Annotated in this window: 21 protein-coding genes and 1 other RNA gene; 12 read left to right on the top strand and 10 right to left on the bottom strand. The window is 69.3% G+C overall.

Annotated features, from left to right (window positions below; translation table 11 throughout):
* Positions 1-9 precede the first annotated feature (9 nt).
* From CPZ00_RS04935 to speB, 3 genes are all read left to right on the top strand, one after another.
* Positions 10-267 (top strand): hypothetical protein, encoded by a 258-nt coding sequence (locus CPZ00_RS04935; RefSeq protein ID WP_096389897.1) that lies wholly within the window; start codon positions 10-12, stop codon positions 265-267.
* A gap of 112 nt (positions 268-379) precedes the next feature.
* On the top strand, positions 380-757 hold the full coding sequence (locus tag CPZ00_RS04940) for a translation initiation factor IF-5A (protein WP_096391604.1): 378 nt from the start codon (positions 380-382) through the stop codon (positions 755-757).
* A gap of 5 nt (positions 758-762) precedes the next feature.
* Positions 763-1,590 (top strand): agmatinase, encoded by an 828-nt coding sequence (speB, locus tag CPZ00_RS04945; protein WP_096389898.1) that lies wholly within the window; start codon positions 763-765, stop codon positions 1,588-1,590.
* Between the two features lie 50 nt (positions 1,591-1,640).
* Here speB and CPZ00_RS04950 read toward each other — a convergent pair whose 3' ends face one another.
* From CPZ00_RS04950 to CPZ00_RS04960, 3 genes are all read right to left on the bottom strand, one after another.
* A complete protein-coding gene (locus tag CPZ00_RS04950; protein WP_096389899.1) occupies positions 1,641-2,474 on the bottom strand; it encodes an NAD+ synthase in 834 nt (277 codons plus the stop codon).
* A 95-nt stretch (positions 2,475-2,569) separates the two neighbouring features.
* Entirely contained in the window at positions 2,570-3,262 is a 693-nt protein-coding gene (locus CPZ00_RS04955; protein ID WP_096389900.1) for an NUDIX hydrolase, read from the bottom strand.
* Complete coding sequence (locus CPZ00_RS04960; RefSeq protein ID WP_096389901.1) at positions 3,255-3,668, bottom strand: hypothetical protein; 414 nt, start codon at positions 3,666-3,668, stop codon at positions 3,255-3,257. The genes CPZ00_RS04955 and CPZ00_RS04960 overlap by 8 nt, the downstream gene beginning before the upstream one ends.
* A gap of 153 nt (positions 3,669-3,821) precedes the next feature.
* Between CPZ00_RS04960 and CPZ00_RS04965 the strand changes: the two genes are divergently transcribed.
* The gene (locus CPZ00_RS04965; RefSeq protein WP_096389902.1) at positions 3,822-4,793 is read left to right on the top strand and encodes a DUF5787 family protein; all 972 of its coding nucleotides are present in this window, start codon (positions 3,822-3,824) and stop codon (positions 4,791-4,793) included.
* A 45-nt stretch (positions 4,794-4,838) separates the two neighbouring features.
* Here the strand turns inward: CPZ00_RS04965 and CPZ00_RS04970 are convergent, their stop codons facing one another.
* Complete coding sequence (locus CPZ00_RS04970) at positions 4,839-5,669, bottom strand: MBL fold metallo-hydrolase (protein WP_096389903.1); 831 nt, start codon at positions 5,667-5,669, stop codon at positions 4,839-4,841.
* Between the two features lie 227 nt (positions 5,670-5,896).
* Between CPZ00_RS04970 and serS the strand changes: the two genes are divergently transcribed.
* The gene (gene serS, locus CPZ00_RS04975) at positions 5,897-7,270 is read left to right on the top strand and encodes a serine--tRNA ligase (RefSeq protein ID WP_096389904.1); all 1,374 of its coding nucleotides are present in this window, start codon (positions 5,897-5,899) and stop codon (positions 7,268-7,270) included.
* A 245-nt stretch (positions 7,271-7,515) separates the two neighbouring features.
* On the top strand, positions 7,516-9,360 hold the full coding sequence (locus CPZ00_RS04980; protein ID WP_096389905.1) for a YcaO-like family protein: 1,845 nt from the start codon (positions 7,516-7,518) through the stop codon (positions 9,358-9,360).
* Positions 9,361-9,382: 22 nt separating this feature from the next.
* Here the strand turns inward: CPZ00_RS04980 and CPZ00_RS04985 are convergent, their stop codons facing one another.
* The gene (locus CPZ00_RS04985; RefSeq protein ID WP_096389906.1) at positions 9,383-10,441 is read right to left on the bottom strand and encodes a mechanosensitive ion channel family protein; all 1,059 of its coding nucleotides are present in this window, start codon (positions 10,439-10,441) and stop codon (positions 9,383-9,385) included.
* 127 nt (positions 10,442-10,568) lie between these two features.
* Here CPZ00_RS04985 and CPZ00_RS04990 point away from each other — a divergent pair, with 127 nt between their 5' ends.
* Entirely contained in the window at positions 10,569-11,309 is a 741-nt protein-coding gene (locus tag CPZ00_RS04990) for a proteasome assembly chaperone family protein (protein ID WP_096389907.1), read from the top strand.
* A 151-nt stretch (positions 11,310-11,460) separates the two neighbouring features.
* Here CPZ00_RS04990 and CPZ00_RS04995 read toward each other — a convergent pair whose 3' ends face one another.
* On the bottom strand, positions 11,461-12,399 hold the full coding sequence (locus tag CPZ00_RS04995; protein ID WP_096389908.1) for a DMT family transporter: 939 nt from the start codon (positions 12,397-12,399) through the stop codon (positions 11,461-11,463).
* 183 nt (positions 12,400-12,582) lie between these two features.
* Here CPZ00_RS04995 and CPZ00_RS05000 point away from each other — a divergent pair, with 183 nt between their 5' ends.
* Entirely contained in the window at positions 12,583-13,065 is a 483-nt protein-coding gene (locus tag CPZ00_RS05000; RefSeq protein WP_096389909.1) for an Lrp/AsnC family transcriptional regulator, read from the top strand.
* Between the two features lie 51 nt (positions 13,066-13,116).
* Here CPZ00_RS05000 and gatE read toward each other — a convergent pair whose 3' ends face one another.
* Entirely contained in the window at positions 13,117-14,985 is a 1,869-nt protein-coding gene (gene gatE, locus CPZ00_RS05005) for a Glu-tRNA(Gln) amidotransferase subunit GatE (RefSeq protein ID WP_096389910.1), read from the bottom strand.
* 169 nt (positions 14,986-15,154) lie between these two features.
* Here gatE and CPZ00_RS05010 point away from each other — a divergent pair, with 169 nt between their 5' ends.
* Positions 15,155-15,694, top strand: coding sequence for a DUF5817 domain-containing protein (locus CPZ00_RS05010; protein ID WP_096389911.1), 540 nt, complete (start codon positions 15,155-15,157; stop codon positions 15,692-15,694).
* A 94-nt stretch (positions 15,695-15,788) separates the two neighbouring features.
* Positions 15,789-16,139, top strand: coding sequence for a hypothetical protein (locus CPZ00_RS05015; RefSeq protein WP_157744181.1), 351 nt, complete (start codon positions 15,789-15,791; stop codon positions 16,137-16,139).
* A gap of 30 nt (positions 16,140-16,169) precedes the next feature.
* On the opposite strand, the gene CPZ00_RS05020 is transcribed toward CPZ00_RS05015, so the two are convergent.
* From CPZ00_RS05020 to CPZ00_RS05030, 3 genes are all read right to left on the bottom strand, one after another.
* Positions 16,170-17,138 (bottom strand): NOG1 family protein, encoded by a 969-nt coding sequence (locus CPZ00_RS05020; protein WP_096389913.1) that lies wholly within the window; start codon positions 17,136-17,138, stop codon positions 16,170-16,172.
* 97 nt (positions 17,139-17,235) lie between these two features.
* Positions 17,236-17,634: RNase P RNA component (rnpB, locus tag CPZ00_RS05025), an RNA gene on the bottom strand.
* A 64-nt stretch (positions 17,635-17,698) separates the two neighbouring features.
* Complete coding sequence (locus CPZ00_RS05030) at positions 17,699-18,196, bottom strand: hypothetical protein (protein WP_096389914.1); 498 nt, start codon at positions 18,194-18,196, stop codon at positions 17,699-17,701.
* Positions 18,197-18,329: 133 nt separating this feature from the next.
* Between CPZ00_RS05030 and secF the strand changes: the two genes are divergently transcribed.
* On the top strand, positions 18,330-19,256 hold the full coding sequence (secF, locus tag CPZ00_RS05035) for a protein translocase subunit SecF (RefSeq protein WP_096389915.1): 927 nt from the start codon (positions 18,330-18,332) through the stop codon (positions 19,254-19,256).
* The gene (locus CPZ00_RS05040; protein ID WP_096389916.1) at positions 19,257-20,876 is read left to right on the top strand and encodes a preprotein translocase subunit SecD; all 1,620 of its coding nucleotides are present in this window, start codon (positions 19,257-19,259) and stop codon (positions 20,874-20,876) included. It begins immediately after the preceding gene.
* The last annotated feature ends 10 nt before the right edge of the window (positions 20,877-20,886 follow it).

A 20,886-nucleotide genomic window follows, 5' to 3' on the forward strand; every position in this document is an offset into this window, starting at 1 on the left:
CGGCCATCAATGGGCCTCGTGAACGAGCTCGCCGCCGACGTCAAAGGGGCGATCCGGGATCCGACGGACGAGCAGAAGGCGATCCTGGTGGCGATCCTCGCCATCATCGTCGTCGACCGGTACGCCTGGTATCACGACATCCCGTTCGTCGTCCAGACGACCGCCGCGGTCGGCGCCGGGTTCATCGTCTTCATCGCCGTGAGCTTCCTCATCTCCGGACAGTTTCCGCCGGACGACGGGAGCGACGACCACGACGACGCGGAGTGACGACGACAGAGAGTGACGACGGGCGTGGTGCGAGATGTCGACCGGATCGGGACGCGACTTCCCGCCGAACACGTTCCAAACCGTTTATACCGGCCGCGAGGGAAGCGGAGGTATGCCTCGTGAGCAAAAGCAGGTTCGCGAACTGCAAGAGGGCAGCTACGTGATGATGGAGGAGTCGCCGTGCAAGATCAACCACTACAGCACCGCGAAGCCGGGGAAACACGGCAGCGCCAAGGCCCGCATCGAGGGCAAGGGCGTCTTCGACGATAAGAAGCGGTCCCTCTCCCAGCCCGTCGACGCGAAGGTCTGGGTCCCGATCATCGAGCGTAAGCAGGGCCAGGTCGTCTCCGTCTCCGGCGACGACGCCCAGGTGATGGACCTGGACACCTACGAGACGTTCACGATGCGCATCCCCGAGGACGAGAGCCTCGCCTCCGACGACGAGATCGAGTACCTCGAGTACGAGGGACAACGGAAGATCGTCGGATAATCGAGATGTTCCCGGGAGCGACGACCGATCGCGAGGCTGCCTCCTACGTGGTCGTCGGCGCTCCCCTCGATGCCACGACCACCTTTCAGCCGGGCACCCGGTTCGGACCGGATCGCGTCCGGCAGTTTTCCGAATCCTACGACGATTACGACCATCGGACGGCGAGCCGCTTCACCGACCTGAGCGTCCACGACGCCGGCGACGTCCACCCGTGGGACGACGTTTCCGCCTACCTCGATCACCTCGCCGCCGAGCTCCGGAGCGTCGTCCTCGACGACGCCGTCCCGGCGACGATCGGCGGCGAGCACACCGTCACCTACGCCGGCGTCGAGGCCGTCGATCCCGACGTCCTCGTGGTGCTCGACGCCCACCTCGACCTCCGGGACGACTACGCCGGGAACGACTGGAACCACGCCTGCGTCACCCGCCGGGCGCTCGATACCGTCGACCACGCGTACGTGGTCGGCGCCCGCACCGGCTCGCCCGCCGAGTGGGAGCGCGCCGAGGCGGACGACGTGACGGTCGTCCCGCCCGAGGACGTCGGCGAGTGGATACGGTCGATGCAAGCGGACGGCGTCCTCGACGGCGACTCGGCCTACCTCTCCGTCGACATCGACGCCGCCGACCCCGGATACGCGCCCGGTACCGGCACGATGGAGCCGTTCGGCCTCTCACCGCGGGAACTGCGGGACGCGGTTCGGGCGGTCGCGCCACACGCCGGCGGCGTCGACGTCGTCGAGGTGAACGACCGCGACGACGGCCAGACTGCGGCGCTCGCGGGGAAGCTCCTTCGCGAGTTCGTGTTCACGCACGCGGCCACACGTCGGGACTGACGGTCATCCACGCGGCCACACGTCGGGACTGACGGGGAACACCCGGAGCGTTATCGGTCCGGCGCGGGGGGCAGGCGACGTTTGTGCGCGCTTGCCGCGTGAAGATCGACGACCGTCTCGACCTGCTCGGGTTCGACGCCGAGCTCACGGACCGTGGCGTCCTTCGAAAGGGGACCGTGGACGTGGGTCGCGAGGATCGCGTCCAGGGTGTCGTAATCGACGCCCATCTCCGATTCGTCGGTCTGGCCGGTCCACATTCCGGCGGTCGGCGTCTGCATCACCAGGTCGCGGGGAACCCCGACGTGGGCGGCCAGCTGGCGCACCTGCATCTTGTAGAGGTTGCCGATCGGGTTGCAGTCGACCGCCTGGTCGCCGTACTTGGTGAAATAGCCCGTCGCGGCCTCCGACCGGTTGCCGGTCCCGAGAACGATCCGGTTCTCGGCGTTGGCGACGAAGTAGTTGAGCACGGCCCGGGTCCGGACGTAGACGTTTCCCTTCGCGGTCGCGTCCTCGGCCGCCGCCGGATAGCGATCGAAGATCGTCTCGGCGATGGGGTCGATCTCGACGACGTCGTAGTCGATCCCCAGCTCCTCGGCGACGCGTTCGGCGTCGCTCATCGTCTCCGGGTCGTTGACCGTCGCGGGCATCGTGATCCCGTGGAGCCCGTCCGCGCCCAGCGCCGTCACAGCGAGGTAGGCGGTGAGCGTCGAGTCGATCCCGCCGGAAAGCCCGAGGACGGCACCCTCGGCGCCGGCGGCCTCGACCGTCTCCGCGATGAACGAGACGATCCGGTCGCGGGTCGTTTCGAGTTCGGCCTCCGAGAGCCGGAGGTCGAGCGGCGGGTCATCGGACAACAGGACGGATCCCTCGGGCGGGTTCGTCATCGCGTCGGGGTTGCAGCGCCGGCGACTAATAGGCTATCGATGGCGCCCATTTCCGGTAGAACGGTCAGTTATAAATACTATGGCCGGACGGACGATCACCGATCGTCGAGGTAACCGTCAGCTTTCGCGATCAGCAGCCCCTCGAGGGTCGCGTCGTTACAGCCGGGGCGTCGGGCGGTTTCGAGCGCCTCGTCGACGCTCACCGCGCGCGGGTCGAGGAACTCGTTCGTGTCCAGGTCCCGTTCGACCGCCTCGAGCCCCCGGGCGAGCACGTAGCCGCGCCGGTGGCGCAACACGCCGGTGGAACACCACACCTCCTGGAGCAGCGTCGTCTCGGCGGGCGCGAAGCCGGTCTCCTCGGCCAGCTCGCGCGCGGCGGCGTCCGCGTAGGACTCGCCGCGCTCGACGATCCCGGCCGGCAGCTCGAGCTGCTGCTGGCGGATCGTGGGTCGGTACTGTTCGACGAACAGGACCTCGTCGTCGGCGATCGCGACCACGACGGTCGCGGGCGGCAGCTCCGCCCAGTAGTAGTCCTTCGCGGTGCCATCGGGCTGCTCGACCCGGTCGTAGCCGGCGGTCAACCAGCCCGTCTCGTACTCGACGGCGACCGACTCGACGGGCCAGTCCGGCTCGCCGGGCAGCGAGTGGCTCCGGCCGTCGGAGAAGGCCGGGAGATCGCGGAGATCGGCGGCCGGTTCGTGCCCGAGCGGCGGGTCGGCGGGCGTCCCGGCTGATGAGGCGGATTCTCCCGCATCCGTCGACTGTCGGTCGGAGCGATCCTCACTCATTGGTTTCGCTCGGGACTCTGGTCACGTCGACGTAATACCGTTCGCCTTCGTGGTCGATCAGGACGCGCCCGTCCTCGCGGACCGCGTCCCGGTTTCGCCGCTGGAGGGCATCCTGCTCGTCGAACGGCGTGTGCGTGAAGTGCTCCTTGATTCCGAAGGGGCCCTCCTGGTAGCCGTCCGACCGGCCGTCACCAGCGTCCGCCGCGACGAGCGCGCTCGTCAGATACGGATACCGGCGGTCGGTCGCGGTCGAGACGTCGACCGCGGGGCCGTCGGCGTCGGTCGGCTCGACGGTGAGGTGGTAGGGGTCGCCCGTGCCGAGATATCCCGGCAGGGCGCCGAGCGCGAGCAGCGCCAGGGCGACGATCGCGATCGCGATCAGGAGGTTCCGCGTGACGCGGCGCATATCGCGCCGATAGGCCGCGGGCGCGAATACGGGTTTCGGGTTCGACGCGGTCGCGGCGAGTCACCCGCAGCGTCGACCGCCGAACGACGCGGCTGGCGTCCTCGTCGTCAAGCGGCGGAACAGGCTTTTGTCGATCCGGACCGGCCGGTCGGTATGGACGCCAGGGTCGACTCGGAGTTCCGGTTCGAGCTGGCGCTGTGTGCGGCCCTCGAGGACCCCGACCGCGTCGTGGCCCGCCAGCTCGGCGGCGCGGTCGCGCGGCCGGGCGCCCGGATCGTCGACGTTTGCGTCCTCGAGCCCGGACCGGCGTTCGCCGACCGGGCGTCGATAACTCCGGCGTCGATCCCCGACGCGGCCCTCGAGGCCGACGTCGGTCCCGGAACCGCCGTCCCGGTCGCCGACGCGTTCGATCTGCCGCCCGAACGAGCACGAAGCGTGGTCGAGACGGCGGTCGAGATCGGCTACCTCGAACGGGAGCGGCGCAGCGGTCGGGACCGCGTTCGCGCGACCGCCCGCTACCCGGACGACTGGGTGGGCGAGCTCGTCGCGATCGAGAACAATCCGGATCTCGGCCGTCCCGGCGACCTGCGGTCGCAGCTCCGGTTCGACGTCGAGCTCGGCCTCTTCGACCGGGTGTGGCTCGCGACGGCCTCCCACGTCACCCGCGCGCATTTAAACCGGATCCCGGAGGCGGTCGGCGTGCAGCGCGTCGACCCCGAGACCGGCGGTCGGGAGGTCGTTCGCGACCCGGAGGTCCTCCCGGTCGAGCGGCCGGGCATCGAGGTCGTCGCCGAGGAGGGCCTTCGAACCGACGTCGAGGTCGTGAGTCCGGCCGCGAAGGCCCGGAAGCGCCGCCGGATCGCGGAGCGGGCCTACGGGAAGGGCTGGCGACCTGACCCGCCGGGGTGTGCCCACGCGAGCACGACCGCGGACGGCGGTCCCTACTGCGATCGGTTCGATCGCGTGGTGGATCCCGGTCGCGACTGCGGGGAGGGCTGTGCGGCACACGAGCCGGCCGACCCGCCCGAAACGGACCACGAAACGCTGCGGGCGGCCAACTCGGCGTGGGTCGCGGAGCCCGACGGCGCGCCGCGCAGGCAGGCGGGACTCGACCGGTTCGGGTAGCGTCGGCCACGACCCCTCGAGGCTGCGGCTGCGGGACGTCCGGCTTCAGCTCAACCGGTATCGTTCGCCGTCGACCGCGAGCGGCTCCTCGAAGGCCTCGTCGACCGGGTAGAAGTGCGCGAGGTGGACCAGCCGCGTCTCGGTCGCGTTCAACTCGTCGGCCAGATCGAGGGCCCCTTCGCGGGTCATGTGCTTCGTGCCGAAGGTGCGCGGCGTGCCGTCCGTGCGCTCGTGACGGCCGCCCATCGGGTGGTGTTCACACAGCGAGGCGGGGACGATGGCGTCGGCCAGCAGCAGGTCGGGGTCGGCGAGAACCTCCCGCGACTCCGCGGGGACGTCGTAGCTCGAGTCGCCGGTCAGCGACAGTTTCGCGCCCGTTTCGGGCTCCTCGATCGCGACGCCGTAGCAGACCAGCGGCGGGTGGTCGACCGGGACGAACCGGACCTCGAACCCGCAGGTCTCGAAGGGCTCGAACGGGTCGTGAGCCGCGACGCCGATCCGGTCCTCGAGGTAATCGTACTTCCGGCGGACGGTGTCGGCGACGCTCTCGTCGGTGACGGGGTCGACCTCGTCGGGAGCGTGGACGGTGAGCGCGTCGAAGACGCGGTAGGCGTTCCCCAGCCCGTCGAGGTGGTCGAAGTGGATGTGCGTGACGAGCCCGGCGTCCGGCAGCGGGACGTCGTTGTCGAGGAACTGCTGGCGGAAGTCGGGGCTGAAGTCGACCAGCAGCGACTCGTCGGTTCCCTCGTGGCGAACGTGGACGGAGAACCGGGAGCGGGAGATCCCCCGGTCGCGGGCGGCCGTACAGGTGTCACAGTCGCAGCCGACGGTCGGCGTCCCGGTGGTGTCGCCGGTGCCGAGCAGCGTGACCTCCATCTCACCGAAAGGTTCGCCGCCACCCGATAAAAACGCGGGGGTGCGCGGTCGCGTCGGGCGGGGGATGGTTCGTGTCCGGCGCAGCGTCCCACCGGCGCAGCGTCCCACCGGCGCAGCGTCCCACCGGCGCAGCGTCCCACCGGCGCAGCGTCCCACCGCCGGGCGCGAGCGTCACCTGCGGCGTGGCTCCGATACGGTTTTGGGTGCCCCGGCGAAAGCGTTGCCAAATGCTGTCGCGTCAATTCGTCCGGGAGAACCCGGAGACGGTCCGCGAGGCCCTGCGGAACAAGGGCGTCGACGTCGACCTCGATCGGATCCTCGAGATCGACGAGGAGTGGCGGGAGCGCAAATCGCACGGGGACGACCTCCGTCACGAGCGCAACGAGGTCTCCTCGCGGATCGGCGAGTTGAAACAGGCCGGCGACGAGGCGGCGGCCCAGGAAGCGATCGAGCGCTCCCAGGAGCTCAAAACCGAGCTACAGGAGATCGAAGAGCGCGCCGACGAGCTGGAGGCCGAACTGGAGGCGGCGCTGCTGGAGCTGCCGCAGATCCCGGACGAGTCGGTGCCGGTCGGCGACGACGAGTCCGAGAACGTCGAGCGCCGCCGCGAGATGTTCGACGACCTGCGCGAGCTGCCCGCGACGGTGACCCCGCATTACGACCTCGGCGAGGAGCTCGGGATCCTCGAGTTCGACCGCGCGACGAAGGTCTCCGGCGGCGGCTTCTACTTCGCGATGGGCGAGGGCGCCCGGCTCGAGCACGCGCTCGTGCAGTTCATGCTCGACGTCCACCGCGAGCAGGGCTACCGCGACGTCTTCCCGCCGCTGCCGGTCGCCAGCCGGTCGATGGAGGGAACCGGCCAGTTCCCGAAGTTCACCGAGGACGCCTACCGGATCGAGGGCTCGAACGAGGAGCCATACGACGAGGACGACCTGTGGCTGCTCCCGACCGCGGAGGTCCCCGTCACCAACCTCCACCGCGAGGAGATCCTCCTCTCGGAGGACCTCCCGCTGAAGTACCAGGCCTACTCGCCGAATTTCCGCCAGGAGGCCGGCGAACACGGCACCGAGACGCGCGGGATCGTCCGGGTCCACCAGTTCAACAAGGTCGAGATGGTGAACTTCGTCCGCCCCGAGGAGAGCGCCGAGCGGTTCGAGGGGCTCCTCGACGAGGCCGAGGAGGTCCTCCGCCGGCTCAAGCTCCCCTACCGGATCCTCGAGATGTGTACCGGCGACCTCGGCTTCACGCAGGCGAAGAAATACGACATCGAGGTGTGGGCGCCCGCCGACGACATGGCCGAGGGCCCCGACCGCGGCGGACGGTGGCTTGAGGTCTCCAGCGTCTCGAACTTCGAGGACTTCCAGGCGCGCCGTGCGGACATCAAATATCGCGAGGAGCACCACGAGTCGGCCGAGTACCTCCACACGCTCAACGGGTCCGGCCTCGCCGTGCCCCGCATCGTCGTCGCGATCCTGGAGTACTACCAGAACCCCGACGGGACGGTCACGGTCCCCGAGGCGCTCCGGCCGTACATGGGCGGCCAGGAGCGGATCGAGGGCCACGATCCGGTCGGCGAGTCCGCGCTCGGGTCGGACGACTGACCGCGGGCCCGAAGCGACGGCCACCCGGCTTGGACGAACGACGGCCACCCGGCTTGGACGAACGACGGCCACCCGGCTTGGACGAACGACGGCCACCCGGCTTGGACGAACGACGGCCACCCGGCTTGGACGAACGACGGCCACCCGGCTTGGACGAACGACCGCGGGTCGGCCGTCGTCCCGAACCACGATCATCGCCCCGAACCGGACCGTGGGTTTTTCTCGAGCGTCCCCATACGCCGGGTATGGATATCGGTCTCGTCGGCGACGGTCCCGCGATCGAGGCGGTCGAGGCGGCGCTCGGCGACGTCGAAGTGAACGTCCTCCCGATGGACGCCGACCCGGACCTCCTCTCGGGGGTCGACTTCGCCGTCGTCGCGGCCACGACCGGCGATCCGGCCTTCGCCGCCGCCAGCGAGGCGCTCGACGCCTGGACCGCGGTCGAGGTCGGCGGGGTCGGCGGCCATCCGATCGAGGGGATCGACGCCGCGGTGACGGTGCTGGACGCGACGTGTTACGACTGCCTCCGCGCACGCGTCGCCGCGGGCGATCCCGAGACGGCGGATCGGCCCACCGGCGTCCGGTCGGCGGTCCGGTACGCCGGTGCGGTGGCCGGCCGACGCACGATCGCCTTCCTGTCCGAGGGGTCCGATGGCCCCGGCGACGCCGTCGTCGAGATCCCCGGCCCGGAGCGAACCCTGCTTCCCGCCCCGGGCTGTGGGTGTGCCGAGGAGACGGCCACCGCCGACTCCCGCTCGACCGCAGTTCCACGAACGCACCGCGAGTCGGCGCTCGGCGAGACGCTCGACCGCGCGGAGCGCGCGGTCGACGACCGGGTTGGCCCGATCGCGGAGGTCGGGGAACGCGAATCGTTCCCGGTGCCGTACTACATCGCGGGGACGGCCGACACCCGCGGCTTCAGCGACGCGCGGGCGGCGGAGTTCGCGGCCGGCGTCGACGTCGACTGGGACGCCGCCTTCATGAAGGCGCTCGGCGAGGGGCTCGAGCGGTACGCGGCCGGCGTGTATCGGTCAGTGGACCACGAACGGGCGCCCGCGAGCGGGGTCGAGAACCCGGTTCGGCCTGCCGACTTCGTCACGCCGGACCCGGTCGCCCTCGACCCGACGGACCCGATCCCGTGGGTGCCCGGCACCCGCCTGGACGCCGACGAGCGCGTGCACCTCCCCGCGGAGTTCGTGCGCTTCCCGCCGCCTTCGGACCGATTCCGCCCCGCCATCACCACCGGCCTCGGCCTCGGATCCTCCGGGGTGGACGCGCTGCTGTCCGGGCTCTACGAGACGATCGAACGCGACGCGACGATGACCGCGTGGTACTCGACGTTCGATCCCCTCGAGCTGTCCGTGGAGGGCCTCACGAACTGGGTCGACGATGATCGCGGTGGACGGGGCGAGGGGTCACGGTCGGGCGACGACGCAGCCGGATCCGAAGGACCAACCGACGACGCAGTCGAAACCGAGGGACCGACCGACGACGCGACGGCACTGGTCGAGCTCCGCAAGCGAGCCCGCGCGGAGGATCTGACGATCGAGACCCTGCTCGTGACGACGGACGTCGACGTCCCGGTCGTCGCCGCGGGCGTCCACCGCGAGGGCGACTGGCCGCGGTTCGCCGCCGGGTCGGCCGCCGACCTCGATCCCCTCGCGGCGGCCCGGTCGGCCGTCTCCGAGGCGCTTCAAAACTGGATGGAGCTCCGGTCGATGGGCCCCGACGCGGCCGCCGAGCAGGGCGGGGCGATCGGCCATCACGCCTCGTTCCCGGACGAGACGCGGGCGTTCTTCGATCCGGCCGTCTCCGTGGACTCGGGAACCGTGGGTGAACCGACCCTTGACGGAACCGCGGAGCTGGACGCCGTCCTGGACCGGATCGGGGAGGCCGGCCTGACGGCGTACGCGACGCGGCTGACCACCCGCGACCTCGAGGCGCTCGGGTTCGAGGCGACGCGCGTCCTCGTTCCGGCGGCCCAGCCGCTTTTCACCGGCGAGCCGTTCTTCGGCGACCGGGCCCGGTCGGTCCCGGAGACGATGGGGTTCGAGCCCGACCTCGACCGAGCGTATCACCCGTTTCCGTAGTCCGGGGCTTTGTGGAAGAGGGTCACCGGGAGTCGGCGGGCCCCTCTGAGAATGAAGTCGTGGTGTCCTCCGAGGGTGTGGGCGTGGTGTCCTCCGAGGGTGTGGGCGTGGTGTCCCCGCCATCGACGACGGCTTCGGGATCGACGGGCCCATCGGGGTCCACGTCCGCGTCGTCGTCGATCGGAACGCCGACCCGCGCCACGCCGCTGGTCTCGTCGAAGACGAGGTGGCGGTGCGGGTAGGCGACCTCGACGTCGGCGTCGGCGATCAGCTCCCAGATGCGGGAGTTCACCTGCGACTGGAGCTTGTTGATCTTGTACGGCTTCTTCGCCCAGTAGCGGAGCCGCAGAAGGATCCCGTCGTCACCGTACTCGGCGAGCCGGCAATCGGGGCGAGCGACGTACCGCGCCGTTCCGATCCGGATGTCGGGGCCGCCATCGATGACGCCCTCGCAGTCACGAGCGGCCCGCTCCATCAGCCGACGCGCCTCGTCGACGTCGCACTCGTAGGTGACGAGCAGCTCGAGCGAGAGCCGCGTCCGTTCGTCCTCCGCCGAGTAGTTCGTGATGTCCCGCCCTCGCGTGTTCGAGTTCGGGATCACGAGGAAGGTGTTGTCGAGGGTGATCACCTTCGTGTAGCGGATGGTGATGTCCTCAACGAACCCACGGCGGCCGTCGTCGAGCTCGATCATATCACCGATCTCGAAGGGTTGATCGGCGAGCACGAACAGGCCGTTGATGACGTTCCCGATGAGCGGCGCGAGGACGACGCCCACCACGGCCGAGAAGACGGTGACCGACAACACCAGGTCGGGCAGGCCGAGACCCGCGACCCAGCCGGCCAGGAACAGCGCCGTGATCACGGTCGTGACGCGGACACCGCGAAGGATCGTCTGCGCGACGCTCTGGCGATGGAACCGGCGGGCGACCGGACGCCCGAGAAGCCGCACCAACAGCTTCGAGAGCCACACCCCGACGGCGAGCACTGCCACGGCGAGGAGCAGCTCGACGCCGGGAACCCGCGCCCACTCGGGCACCGTCTCGGTCACCGGCGAGGCGAGCACGATCGCCGTGGAGTCCATGGCGGATGGGGGATGCCCACCGGAAAAAGCGTTTCCTCGTCGGCACGCCTCGGTGGTCGCGTGGACGCCGTCCGTCTCGTCGACCCGACCCGAACCGATAAGACGTCGCCGGGAGAACCGGCCGGCTATGTCCGACTCCCGTCGACGCGATCCGAGCTTCGAGATCACACACGAATCCGACCCGAGCGACGTGCTGGTGGCCGGGTTCTCGAACTACGGACTGGCGGGACTGACGGCGGTCAACTACCTGGTCGACACGCTCGACCTCCACGAGACGGGCCACGTCACCGCCGAAGGGTTCCCGTCGATCACGCCATTCGAGAACGGCCGACCGCGCCACCCGACGCGGCTGTTCTCCCGTGACGACCTCGAGCTCACCGTGCTGGTCGGGGAGCTGCTCGTCCCCGTCCAGCTCGGCGAGTCCTTCGCGCGGTCGATCCTCGAATGGACCGGCGCCAACGGGGTCTCTGAGGTCGTCGTGCTCTCGGGGGTGCCGGTACCGCACGGGCCGGAGGGACACCGGACCTACTACGTCGCGACCGACGACTACCGCGAGCACCGGCTCGAGGACGCCGGAATCGAGGGGATGGCGTCGGGCTTTCTGGACGGGACGAACGCGGCGCTGCTCGAGCGCGGGATCGACTCCTCGCTGGAGGTTTGCGTATACGTGACGCCGGTCCACGCACAGGTCCCCGACGTCGAGGCCGCGATCCGGCTCGTCGAGACGGTCACGACCGTCTACGACGTCGAGATCGATTCGGGGCCGCTGGAGGCGTTCGCCGCCGAGATACAGCAGTACTACGCCGATCTGGCCGAACGGATGGAGGAGGAGCAAGCCGACCTCCCGGACGACAGGATGTACATGTAGCGGCCGGCGGACGTTTCGGCGGCGACCCACCGCCACACCGGTCACGACTGCGTCGCCGCACCGGTCACGACTGCGTCGCCGCACTGGTCACGACTGCGTCGCCGCACTGGTCACGACTGCGTCGCCACACCGGTCACGACTGCGTCGCCGTTCACACGCGTGCCGGGAGCCGCGCGTGAACGAGTCGGCGGATCGCGTCGCGCTCGAGGACGAGGAAGCCGACGAGAACCGCGAGGAACCCGAGCAGCGCGTCGCCGTCGACGAGGTGACCGAGGACCAGCCAGCTGGCCGCCGCGGCGGTGACCGGCTCCGCGTAGCCGATCAGGTGGAGCTGGGTCGGACCGACGGCGTCCAGCAGGGCGAAGTAGATGAGGAACGCGACCACGCCCGACAGCAACGCGAGGTACGCGAGCGTCCCGATCGCCGTCGGCGTGAGCGTGACGTCGACGAGCGACTCGCCGGTGAGCGCGGCGCCCACACCGAGGAGTCCCGCCCCGATCACCATCGCCCAGCCCTGGAGGGCGACGATCGGGAACTCCGTCCGGAGCGGGCGAAGAAGCACCGCCCCGAGCGCGAACGACGCCGCGCTCACGAGCACCAACCCGACGCCGATCAGCTCGGCGGAGACGAGCCCCTCGGTCGAAGGACTCGCGATCATCGCGACCCCGAGTATCCCGATCAGGAACCCGCCGACCTCGACCGGGCCGACGCGCTCGTTGGGCAGGAGAACGGCGGCAAAGGCGGCGGTTAACACCGGAGAGAGGCTGACGATCACGGCCGCGATCGCCCCCGGAACGTAGAGCTCGCCGACGTACAGGAACGCGTGATAGACCGCGATGACGAGGACGCCGGTGACGGCGATGCTCGACCATTCGGTTCGCGTGCGGGGGATCCAGCGGGTGCCGACAACCACGGCGTACCCCAACACGATCGCGCCGGCGATCGCGTAGCGCGCCCCCGCGAACAGCAGCGGGGGGAAATACTCCAGCCCGATCTCGATCGCGACGAACGAGCCGCCCCACAGCACCGCGAGGAGGGAGAACGCCGCGACGACCGAGATCGGAGACGACAGCAACGAATCTCCGTTCATTGGATATCAGATCGGAGTATCCCCATATTCTTAAACTCATCTATAAGATCCTCGGATATAGGTGATGATAGATCAAACAATTGGACCTCGATCGATGTGGTTCCGATTTCGTCCGCCTCGGTTGGAGACGGATCCAAGAATATCGATCGGAATATCAATGGATCCCGAACCGAAACGCCGCCCATGGACGACCGCGACGTACGGCTGTTGAAGGCCATCGCCGACCTCGGCACCGGCAGCCCGGAACGGCTCCACGAGGAAACGGACATTCCGGTCTCGACCATCCACTACCGGCTGAACAACCTCCGCGACGCGGGGGTCATCCGGAACGACCTCTACGACTTCGACCACGAGGAGCTCGGCCTCGGGGTGACGGTGATCGTCGAGATCCTCGCCGACTACGACGGCCCCTACGAGGAGTTCGCCGACGAGCTGCTGACCGTCGAGGGCGTCACGCAGGCGTACTTCACCATGGGCGAGACCGACTTCATCGTTCTCGCGCGGCTCTCCTCGTCGGACGCCGTCGAGCGGCTGATCGGGGACTTCGAGGCGCTCCCGGAGGTCGAGCGGACGAACTCCACGTTCGTCATCTCGACGCTGCGCGACGAGCCACGCGGCCCGGCGACCTACGACCTGGAGTCGCTGAGCGAGGAACTGACCGACTGAACGGGCTCGGCCGGCGGTCCACGACCGCGCGTCTCGTCTGCCGCCGCGCGCCTACGTGCGCTTCCCGATCTCCTCGCGGAGGACCTCCGAGACGACCTCGCCGTCGGCCTTCCCCCGCAATGCGCCCATCGCCTCGCCCATCAGCCCGGAGAAGGCCCCCATGCCCTCGGTCTCCACCTGGTCGGCGTTGCGCTCGACGACCTCGCTGACGGCCTCCCGAACGGTCTCGCGGTCGACGCCCGCCAAGCCCGCGGCCTCGACGGCCGCCTCGGCCGACAGGGTCGGATCGTCGGCGATCTCCGCGAGGACCTCCCCGACGCCCTCCTTGGCGAGGTCGCCGGACTCGACGAGCGCGAGCACGCCGAGGAACTGCTCGTCGTCGACGCGCTCGATCGCGACGCCGTTCCGGCGCAGCTCGGTCGTCGTCGACGCCAGCGTCGTGGCCGCAAGCGTCGCGTCGCCGCCGCGGTCGACGGCGGTCTCGAACAGCGGGAACCGCTGTCCGAACGCGATCTGTTCCGCGAGTCCCGGATCGAGGCCGAACTCCTCGACGTATCGGTCGGCCTTCTCGTCGAGCAGCTCCGGCGTCTCCACCTCGCTCGGGTCGGGCTCGACCGGCGGGACGTCGGTCTCGGGGTACATTCGAGCGGCGCCGGGCAGCGGACGGAGATATCGGGTGGTTCCGTCCTCGTTCGCGTCACGGGTCTCCTCGGGAACGCCCTCGATCGCGGCCGCGGCGCGCTCGGCGGCCGCCTCGATCGCCAGATCGGCGGTTTCGGGACCCGCGGCGACGATCGCCACCGCGTCCTCGGGGTCCGCGTCGACCGCCTCGCGGAGGGAGGCGACCTCGGCCTCGGTGACGCCGTAGGCCGGCAGCTCGTCGGTGTGGAAGATGCCGCCGGCGCCGTGCCGCTTGGCGTGGTCGGACAGCTCCGTGCCGAGCCGCCGGTCGGGCTGGATCTCCCGGCCGACGAGGCCGTCGAAGCCGTACAGCGGGACCGCGGTGACGGCGCCGCCGTCCTCGAGCGCGCCGCGAATGACCCCGGAGTCGGTGTCCGCGAACACGTCCGTCACCTCGCGAGGCTCGCCGACCGCGGCGTCACGGTCCGACAGCTCCTCGGCGATGTCGACGAGTTCGCTCTGTCGGCGGACCTCGCTGCGGACGATGTCCTCGATCCCCTGGAGGTCCTGCACGCCCTTGATCTCCACGCGGGCGCCCTCGGCGATGGAGACGTTCACGTCCTGGCGGATCGTGCCGAGACCTCGCTTGACCGACCCGGTCGACCGGAGCAGGGTCCCGATCCGCTCGGCGGCCTCCCGCGCCTGGGCCGGGCTGTGAATGTCCGGTCCGGTCCCGATCTCCACGAGCGGGATCCCGAGCCGGTCCAGCGAGTAGACCACCCCGTCGTCGGTCTCCTCGACGCGCTGGGCCGACTCCTCCTCGAGCAGCAGGTCCACGATCGAGACCGGTCCGTCGTCGGTCTCGATCTCGCCGTCCTGACCGAGCAGCAACGTGCGCTGGAACCCGGAGGTGTTCGACCCGTCGATGACGAGCTTGCGCATCACGTGGGCCTGGTCGACGACGGTCACGTCGAGCAGGTCGGCGATCTGGAGGGCCACCGAGAGCGCCTCCTCGTCGAGGCGGTGGGGCGGCTCGTCGTCCTCCTCGACGAGGCAGGTGGTGTCGTACGCGAGGTAGGTGAACTCGCGGTCGACGCGGCTCTCCTCGAGAGCGGCCTCGTCGAGCTCGCCGAGCTCGCTCTTCGTCGGGTGGAGGTATCGAGTGAACTCGCGGTCGGCCTCCTCGGGCTCCCGGAGCGTCGTCGGGGAGTCACAGAACAGCTTCGTCGCCGTGTCGAGCTGCTGGTGGATCTCCAGCCCGGCGACGAGGCCCAGCTCCTCGTAGTCGTACTCGCTCATTGGGAGCGTCTCCGGCTCGCCGGAGTAAAAAGGGTGGCAGTTCGACGCGGCGGTCCTCGAGGCGGGGACGCCGCGCTCACGAGTCAGCATCCGCGGGGGACCACCACGTTCACGTCCGCCTCCGCGGAGGACCACCACGTTCACGTCCGCGGGGAAGCAACGCGAAACCATGTACGCGGTCGTCGGCTGCAACGAGTGTGCGGCGCTGTGGCTGCTGGCGGATCCCGAGACGAGCGAGACCGCCACCTGTCCCCGCTGTGAGAAACGTCATCAGACCGACCGGCTCAAGCGCTTCTTCGAGTCCGCTGACCGCGAGGCGGCGCGGGAGGCGCGGTCGGCACTCCTCGCGAAGAAGCACGGCGACTCCGAGGCGTTCGCCGAGGTGGCACACGCGAGCGAACTCGCGGAACGGGCCGAGGAGGCGGGGATCGACGACCGCGAGTACCTCGAGGGCGTGGGGATCGATCCCGACGCGGTCACCGCGGTCGAGGACCGCCCCTCGTCGGGAGCCGGCGGGAACGCAGGCGGACGCTCCCGGATCGAGGTCGTCCGCGAGGCGGTCGAGGCGGCCGAGGAGCCGACCGAGGAGGGGATCGTCTCGTACGCGGCGGCGGACGGCGTCCCCGCCGAGGCGGCTCGCGACCTCCTCGAGAAGCTCCGACGACGCGGCGAGGTCTCCGAATCCCGCGGCCGATATCGGCGCGTCTGAACGGACTCTACCGGCCACCAGTTTCATCCACGAACCCGCCGATGACGGGTGTCTGACTGGGGTTTAAAGGCCTGGTGTGTGTATAACTAACATGATGAACGACCCGGTCCGTGCGGTCGTCGCGGTCGTCGCCGTCCTGGCGGCGGCGGGCGCCGCTGCGGCGGTGGTGCAGGTGCTCGCGCCGGGAATCGCGAGCGTCGCCGCCGTGCGCCTCGCGCTGGGCGCGTGCGGCGTCGGCTTCGCGGCGGTTGCGGTCGCGTACGGACGGGAGGGCTACTACGAGCAGATGGCCGGCCACCTGCTCGCGAGCGCCGGCTTCCTCGTCGTCGCCGTCGACGGGGAGGGACCGATCGCGTGGCTGGGCATCGCGCTGTTGGGGATCGGCGGCGGACTGTTGTTACAGGACGCCATCCTGCGCGGCGGTCGCGGCGGGACCTCGGTGTGACCGAACGAGGGCTCCGAAACGTCCCCGCGGTCACTCCCGCGACGGGAGGTCCGGCTCGTAGCCGACGGCGTCGACGGCCATGTCCAGCACCGCCTCGACGTTCTCGTCCTCGGTGACGCTCATATAGGCGTCGGCCTCGACGTCGGTCGACCGGTCCCGCTTGTTGCAGACGGTGAGCAGCGGGACGTCCGCGCCGAACAGCGACGCCAGCTCGTCGCGGAGCGCCAACTGGACGTCGATCGGATACCCGCAGTCGCCCGAGGCGTCGACGACGAAGAGGACGCAGTCGGCGAGGTGTTCGAGCGCGGAGACGGCCTGCAGCTCGATGTCGTTGCGCTCCTCCAGCGGGCGGTCGAGCAGCCCCGGCGTGTCGACGATCTGATAGCGAACGTGGTCGCGCTCGAAGTGGCCGATCTGCACGCCGCGGGTGGTGAAGGGGTACTCGGCGATCTCGTTGGAGGCGCGGGTGACCCGGTTGACGAACGAGGACTTGCCGACGTTCGGGTAGCCGGCCACGACGATCGCGGGTTCGTCGGTCCGGATGTCGGGCAGCGTCTTCAGGTCGTCGCGGGCGTCGCCGATCAAACGGAGGTCGTCCGCGACCTCCTCGGCGATGTCGGCCATTCGGGCGAACGCCTGCTTGCGGTGTTTGCGCGCCGTATCGACGTCGCTTCGACGCAGCTTCGTCGTGTACTCGTCGCGGATCGACTCGATCTGGCGGCTCGCCCACATCACCTCCGAGAGGGACTGGCGGAGCTCGTCGACGTCGACGATCGCGTCCGCGAGCTCGTAGTAGAACGGGTCGACGTCGTACTCGAAGTCGGGCCAGGACGTCACCACGTTCGAGAGGTTATCGGAGAGCACGTTGCCGGCGGTCCGCAGCATCGACTCCTGGGCCTCGTGACCGGACTTCGCCCGGCCGGCCCGGGCGGCCCGCGAGAACGCCTTGTCGATGAGTTCCTCCGCGCGCGGGGTCGTCGGGAGGTCCTCGAATATCATACGTCGGGTTGCGCGTGAACGCGTATAAGCGCGTCCGTTCGACCGGAACGGCGCCGCCGCTCACGAGGAACGGCGCCGCGGCTCACGAATGCTGGCGGACTGAGGGGAGTAAGCCCCCTTCCGTTCGACTCGACATTCGGCTGAGCGTCCGCGCCGTGGCCGGACTACCTATCGGCGCGGACTTGCACCGGCGAGGATTCGCCGTTCCATCCGTTCCTGCCCGTCAGCGGCGCGGGGCGCCGCGTCTCTCACGGCGAGGCCGTTCGAGCGTTCTGCGACGCGAGGCGTCGCATATCCCTCGGCGGGTTGGCTCCCTTCCCTTGCGGGTCGGTTCGCACGCCTCATCGGTCGGGGCAGGGGGTCTCGTTTCTGTTCCAGCGCCAGCCGTCTCCGGCTCCGGGCTTGCACCCGGTCGCCCGTCCGGCCGGTGGGGGGACTTTCCTCATGCGTTGGGCGGCGAAACCGCCCGCTGCACGGGGGTCGAGCTCCCTCTGTCCACGCGATGGTAGGCGATCGCTCGGGATAAGGATTCCGTCGCCGCAGACGCAGCCGACGGCGCCTCACCGCGTCGGCCCGTCCGCGCTCTGAACTTTCCAGCCCCCTTCGACGTCGCCCGTACGATCGACGTACTCGATCGCCGTGTTCTCGTCGACGACGGCGACCTCGACGGCGGTCCCGTCCGCGGTTCCACCGCCAACGCCGTCCGCGGTTCCACCGCCAACGCCGTCCGCGACTCCATCGTCAACGCCGTCCGCGACTCCATCGTCAACGCCGTCCGCGGCTCCGCCGTCCATCCCGCCGCCGACCTCGATCCGCTCGACGCGAAACGAGATGTCGAGGTTGTTCCCGCAGCAACCGATGTCGACGAACTCCTCGGTCACGTCGCCGACGGCGACCTCGCCGAGCGTCCGGCGGAAATACCCCCGATAGCGGTCGGTATCGATCTGTGAGCGGACCCAGCCGCTCACGCCCTCCGGCAGCGAGAGGACGACCCGCGTCGCGGTCGGTCGCGCCGACGTGGCGGTCGCCGTCGAGTCGGTTAGGTCGTTGTGTGACATAGTCACTCATACGAGGTGGCGGGAGTAACGCCTTTCGGCGATCGACCGACGTCGTGCGGGCGATGAGGACCGACCGACGTCGTGGCTGGCGATAAGAAAGCTTATTCGGCGCGCAGCCGGACCCCGGAAACATATGGTAGCGATCGAGGTACCGGAGGTCGAGTACACGGACTACACCAACCGTCAGCTGGTCGCGATCCCGCTCGCGGTCCTGGCGGTGGCGCTGCTGATCCTCGGCGGGTGGTACCTCGCGACGGGTGCCCCGGCGGATCTGGGCGTCGAGTTCACGGGCGGCGCAGAACTGCGACTGTCGGCGTCCGAGACGTCGGATCTCGAGATGGGAACCCCCGAGGCACGCGCGCAACTCGAGGACCCGGACACCTTCTCGATCGAACCTTCCTCGATCCAATACGTGCCGGGCGACGAGACGTACATCGTGACGTTCCGTCAGGAGGACCTTCCGGAGGATAGCGAAAGCGGCGATTTCGACTTCGGTGATATCGCGGGCGAGGCCGAGGACGCCGGCTTCACGGTCACCGGCGAGGACATCGTCTCCCCGAGCTACGGCAGCGGCGTGCAGATCCAGGCGCTCGGCGGCGTCGTGATCGCGTTCCTCGGGATGAGCGTGCTCGTCTTCGCGATGTTCCGCACGTTCGTGCCGTCGATCGCGGTGGTCATCTCGGCGTTCTCCGACATCGTCATCCCGGTCGCCGTGATGAACCTCCTCGGGATCGAGATGACGCTCGGGACGGTCGCGGCGCTTTTGATGATCATCGGGTACTCCGTCGACTCGGACATCCTGTTGAACAACTCCGTGTTGCGCCGGACCGGCGACTTCTACGAGTCCGTCCAGCGCGCGATGCGCACCGGCGTGACGATGACGATCACGTCCATCGCCGCGATGATCGTGATGGCGATCGTCGCCTGGATCTTCGGGATCGACCTGCTTCGAAACATCGGCATCATCCTCGCCGTCGGGCTGTGTGCTGACCTGATGAACACGTACCTGCTCAACGTCTCACTGCTTCGCTGGTACTCCTTCGAGGGGGTGCGTCGATAGATGATCGACTCGATCAAACGCCACTGGCGCGTCGGGCTCCTCGTGGTCGCCGTCCTGGCCGCGACGGTCGTCCTCTTCGCCCCACAGTTCGCGCCGACCGCCGGCGCCGAGGGGATCGGCGCGGACGACGGGTCGACCGGCACCGCCGACGGACTGACGAACCTCCAGTTCGGGCTCGACCTCGACGGGGGGACACGGATCCGAGCACCGCTCGTCGGCTACACGGCCACCGATGTCGCCTTCCAGGGTGACGATCCAGCGACGGTTGCGAGCAACGTGGCCGCCGAGCTATCGAACACGACGAGTACGAGCGTCAACGCCGAGTTGGACGAAGCCGCCGAGGGCGGCACCGGTGCCGTCGAGGTGACCGACACGAACGTCTCCGAGACGGAGTTCACCGCGGCGATCGAGGCCGCCGGCTACACCTACGACGGCGTCAGACCGGGCGTCACCGAGGAGACCCGCGAGGCGACCATCGAGGTCATCGAGGGGAAGATCAACGAAGCGGGCCTCTCCGGCGGCAGCGTCCGCGAGATCGTCGACGCGGACGGCCGGTCGTTCATCCTGATCGAGGTGCCCGGCGAGGACCGCGAGGACGTCGAGGAGCTGATCGCCGAACGCGGGACCGTCCGGATCGACGTCTTCATTCCGAACGGCGGAAACGGGACCCGCAATCGCGCCGTGGTGACCCAGGACGACTTCGAGAACGTCGGGACAGCCAGTCGCGGGCAAGGCGGCGGTGCATACGTTCCGGTTTCGGTCGTCGACACCGCGCCGGAGGGAGAGGCGACGCCGGCACAGCAGCTTCAACAGGCGATCAGACAGGCCGACGGCGAGGCGGGAAACCCCGGAACCGACGGCTGGCGGTGTAGCGCGGATTACGCCGAAAGCGAGGAGCCGTGTCTCCTGCTCGTGGTCGACGGAGAGGTCGTCAATTCCTTCGGAATGGACGGCGACCTGCTCCGCAGCATGACGGGCGGGACCTGGGCGAACGACCCCAGCTTCCGGCTGACGACCGGGGTCGGAAACGATTCCTTCGAGCGTGCCCAACAGATCTCGATCAACCTCCGTGCCGGCGCTCTGCCGGCCGAGCTGGGCGAGGGGTCCTCCTCGTACATCTCGCCGACCCAGGGCGAGCAGTTCAAGACCTACTCGCTCGTTATCGGGATCCTCTCCGTGTTCGCCGTGGCCGGAATGGTGTTCCTACGGTACCGCGAGGCGACGGTCGCGCTGCCGATGATCGTGACGGCGCTGACGGAGGTGTATACGCTGCTCGGGTTCGCCGCGCTCCTCGGCTATCCCCTCGATCTCGCGGTCATCGCCGGATTCATCGCGGTGGTCGGGACCGGCGTCGACGACCTCGTTATCATCGCCGACGAGGTGATGAGCGAGGGCGACGTCAGCTCGAAGAAGGTCTTCGACTCCCGGTTCCGACGGGCCTTCTGGGTGATCGGCGCCGCCGCCGCGACGACGATCATCGCGATGTCGCCGCTGATGGTGTTGAGCCTCGGCGACCTCTCCGGGTTCGCCATCTTCACCATCCTCGGCGTCCTCATCGGCGTTCTCGTTACCCGGCCGGCATACGGGGACATCCTCCGGATGCTGCTGACCGACCGGTGACGAGTTCCGG

This window comes from Halopenitus persicus, assembly GCF_002355635.1.
GTDB lineage: Archaea > Halobacteriota > Halobacteria > Halobacteriales > Haloferacaceae > Halopenitus > Halopenitus persicus_A.

Coding starts and splice junctions, on each gene's coding strand:
- CPZ00_RS04935 (WP_096389897.1), top strand. CDS start 10: ATGGGCCTCGTGAACGAGCTCGCCGCCGACGTCAAAGGGGCGATCCGG.
- CPZ00_RS04940 (WP_096391604.1), top strand. CDS start 380: ATGCCTCGTGAGCAAAAGCAGGTTCGCGAACTGCAAGAGGGCAGCTAC.
- speB (WP_096389898.1), top strand. CDS start 763: ATGTTCCCGGGAGCGACGACCGATCGCGAGGCTGCCTCCTACGTGGTC.
- CPZ00_RS04950 (WP_096389899.1), bottom strand. CDS start 2,474: ATGACGAACCCGCCCGAGGGATCCGTCCTGTTGTCCGATGACCCGCCG.
- CPZ00_RS04955 (WP_096389900.1), bottom strand. CDS start 3,262: ATGAGTGAGGATCGCTCCGACCGACAGTCGACGGATGCGGGAGAATCC.
- CPZ00_RS04960 (WP_096389901.1), bottom strand. CDS start 3,668: ATGCGCCGCGTCACGCGGAACCTCCTGATCGCGATCGCGATCGTCGCC.
- CPZ00_RS04965 (WP_096389902.1), top strand. CDS start 3,822: ATGGACGCCAGGGTCGACTCGGAGTTCCGGTTCGAGCTGGCGCTGTGT.
- CPZ00_RS04970 (WP_096389903.1), bottom strand. CDS start 5,669: ATGGAGGTCACGCTGCTCGGCACCGGCGACACCACCGGGACGCCGACC.
- serS (WP_096389904.1), top strand. CDS start 5,897: ATGCTGTCGCGTCAATTCGTCCGGGAGAACCCGGAGACGGTCCGCGAG.
- CPZ00_RS04980 (WP_096389905.1), top strand. CDS start 7,516: ATGGATATCGGTCTCGTCGGCGACGGTCCCGCGATCGAGGCGGTCGAG.
- CPZ00_RS04985 (WP_096389906.1), bottom strand. CDS start 10,441: ATGGACTCCACGGCGATCGTGCTCGCCTCGCCGGTGACCGAGACGGTG.
- CPZ00_RS04990 (WP_096389907.1), top strand. CDS start 10,569: ATGTCCGACTCCCGTCGACGCGATCCGAGCTTCGAGATCACACACGAA.
- CPZ00_RS04995 (WP_096389908.1), bottom strand. CDS start 12,399: ATGAACGGAGATTCGTTGCTGTCGTCTCCGATCTCGGTCGTCGCGGCG.
- CPZ00_RS05000 (WP_096389909.1), top strand. CDS start 12,583: ATGGACGACCGCGACGTACGGCTGTTGAAGGCCATCGCCGACCTCGGC.
- gatE (WP_096389910.1), bottom strand. CDS start 14,985: ATGAGCGAGTACGACTACGAGGAGCTGGGCCTCGTCGCCGGGCTGGAG.
- CPZ00_RS05010 (WP_096389911.1), top strand. CDS start 15,155: ATGTACGCGGTCGTCGGCTGCAACGAGTGTGCGGCGCTGTGGCTGCTG.
- CPZ00_RS05015 (WP_157744181.1), top strand. CDS start 15,789: ATGAACGACCCGGTCCGTGCGGTCGTCGCGGTCGTCGCCGTCCTGGCG.
- CPZ00_RS05020 (WP_096389913.1), bottom strand. CDS start 17,138: ATGATATTCGAGGACCTCCCGACGACCCCGCGCGCGGAGGAACTCATC.
- CPZ00_RS05030 (WP_096389914.1), bottom strand. CDS start 18,196: ATGTCACACAACGACCTAACCGACTCGACGGCGACCGCCACGTCGGCG.
- secF (WP_096389915.1), top strand. CDS start 18,330: ATGGTAGCGATCGAGGTACCGGAGGTCGAGTACACGGACTACACCAAC.
- CPZ00_RS05040 (WP_096389916.1), top strand. CDS start 19,257: ATGATCGACTCGATCAAACGCCACTGGCGCGTCGGGCTCCTCGTGGTC.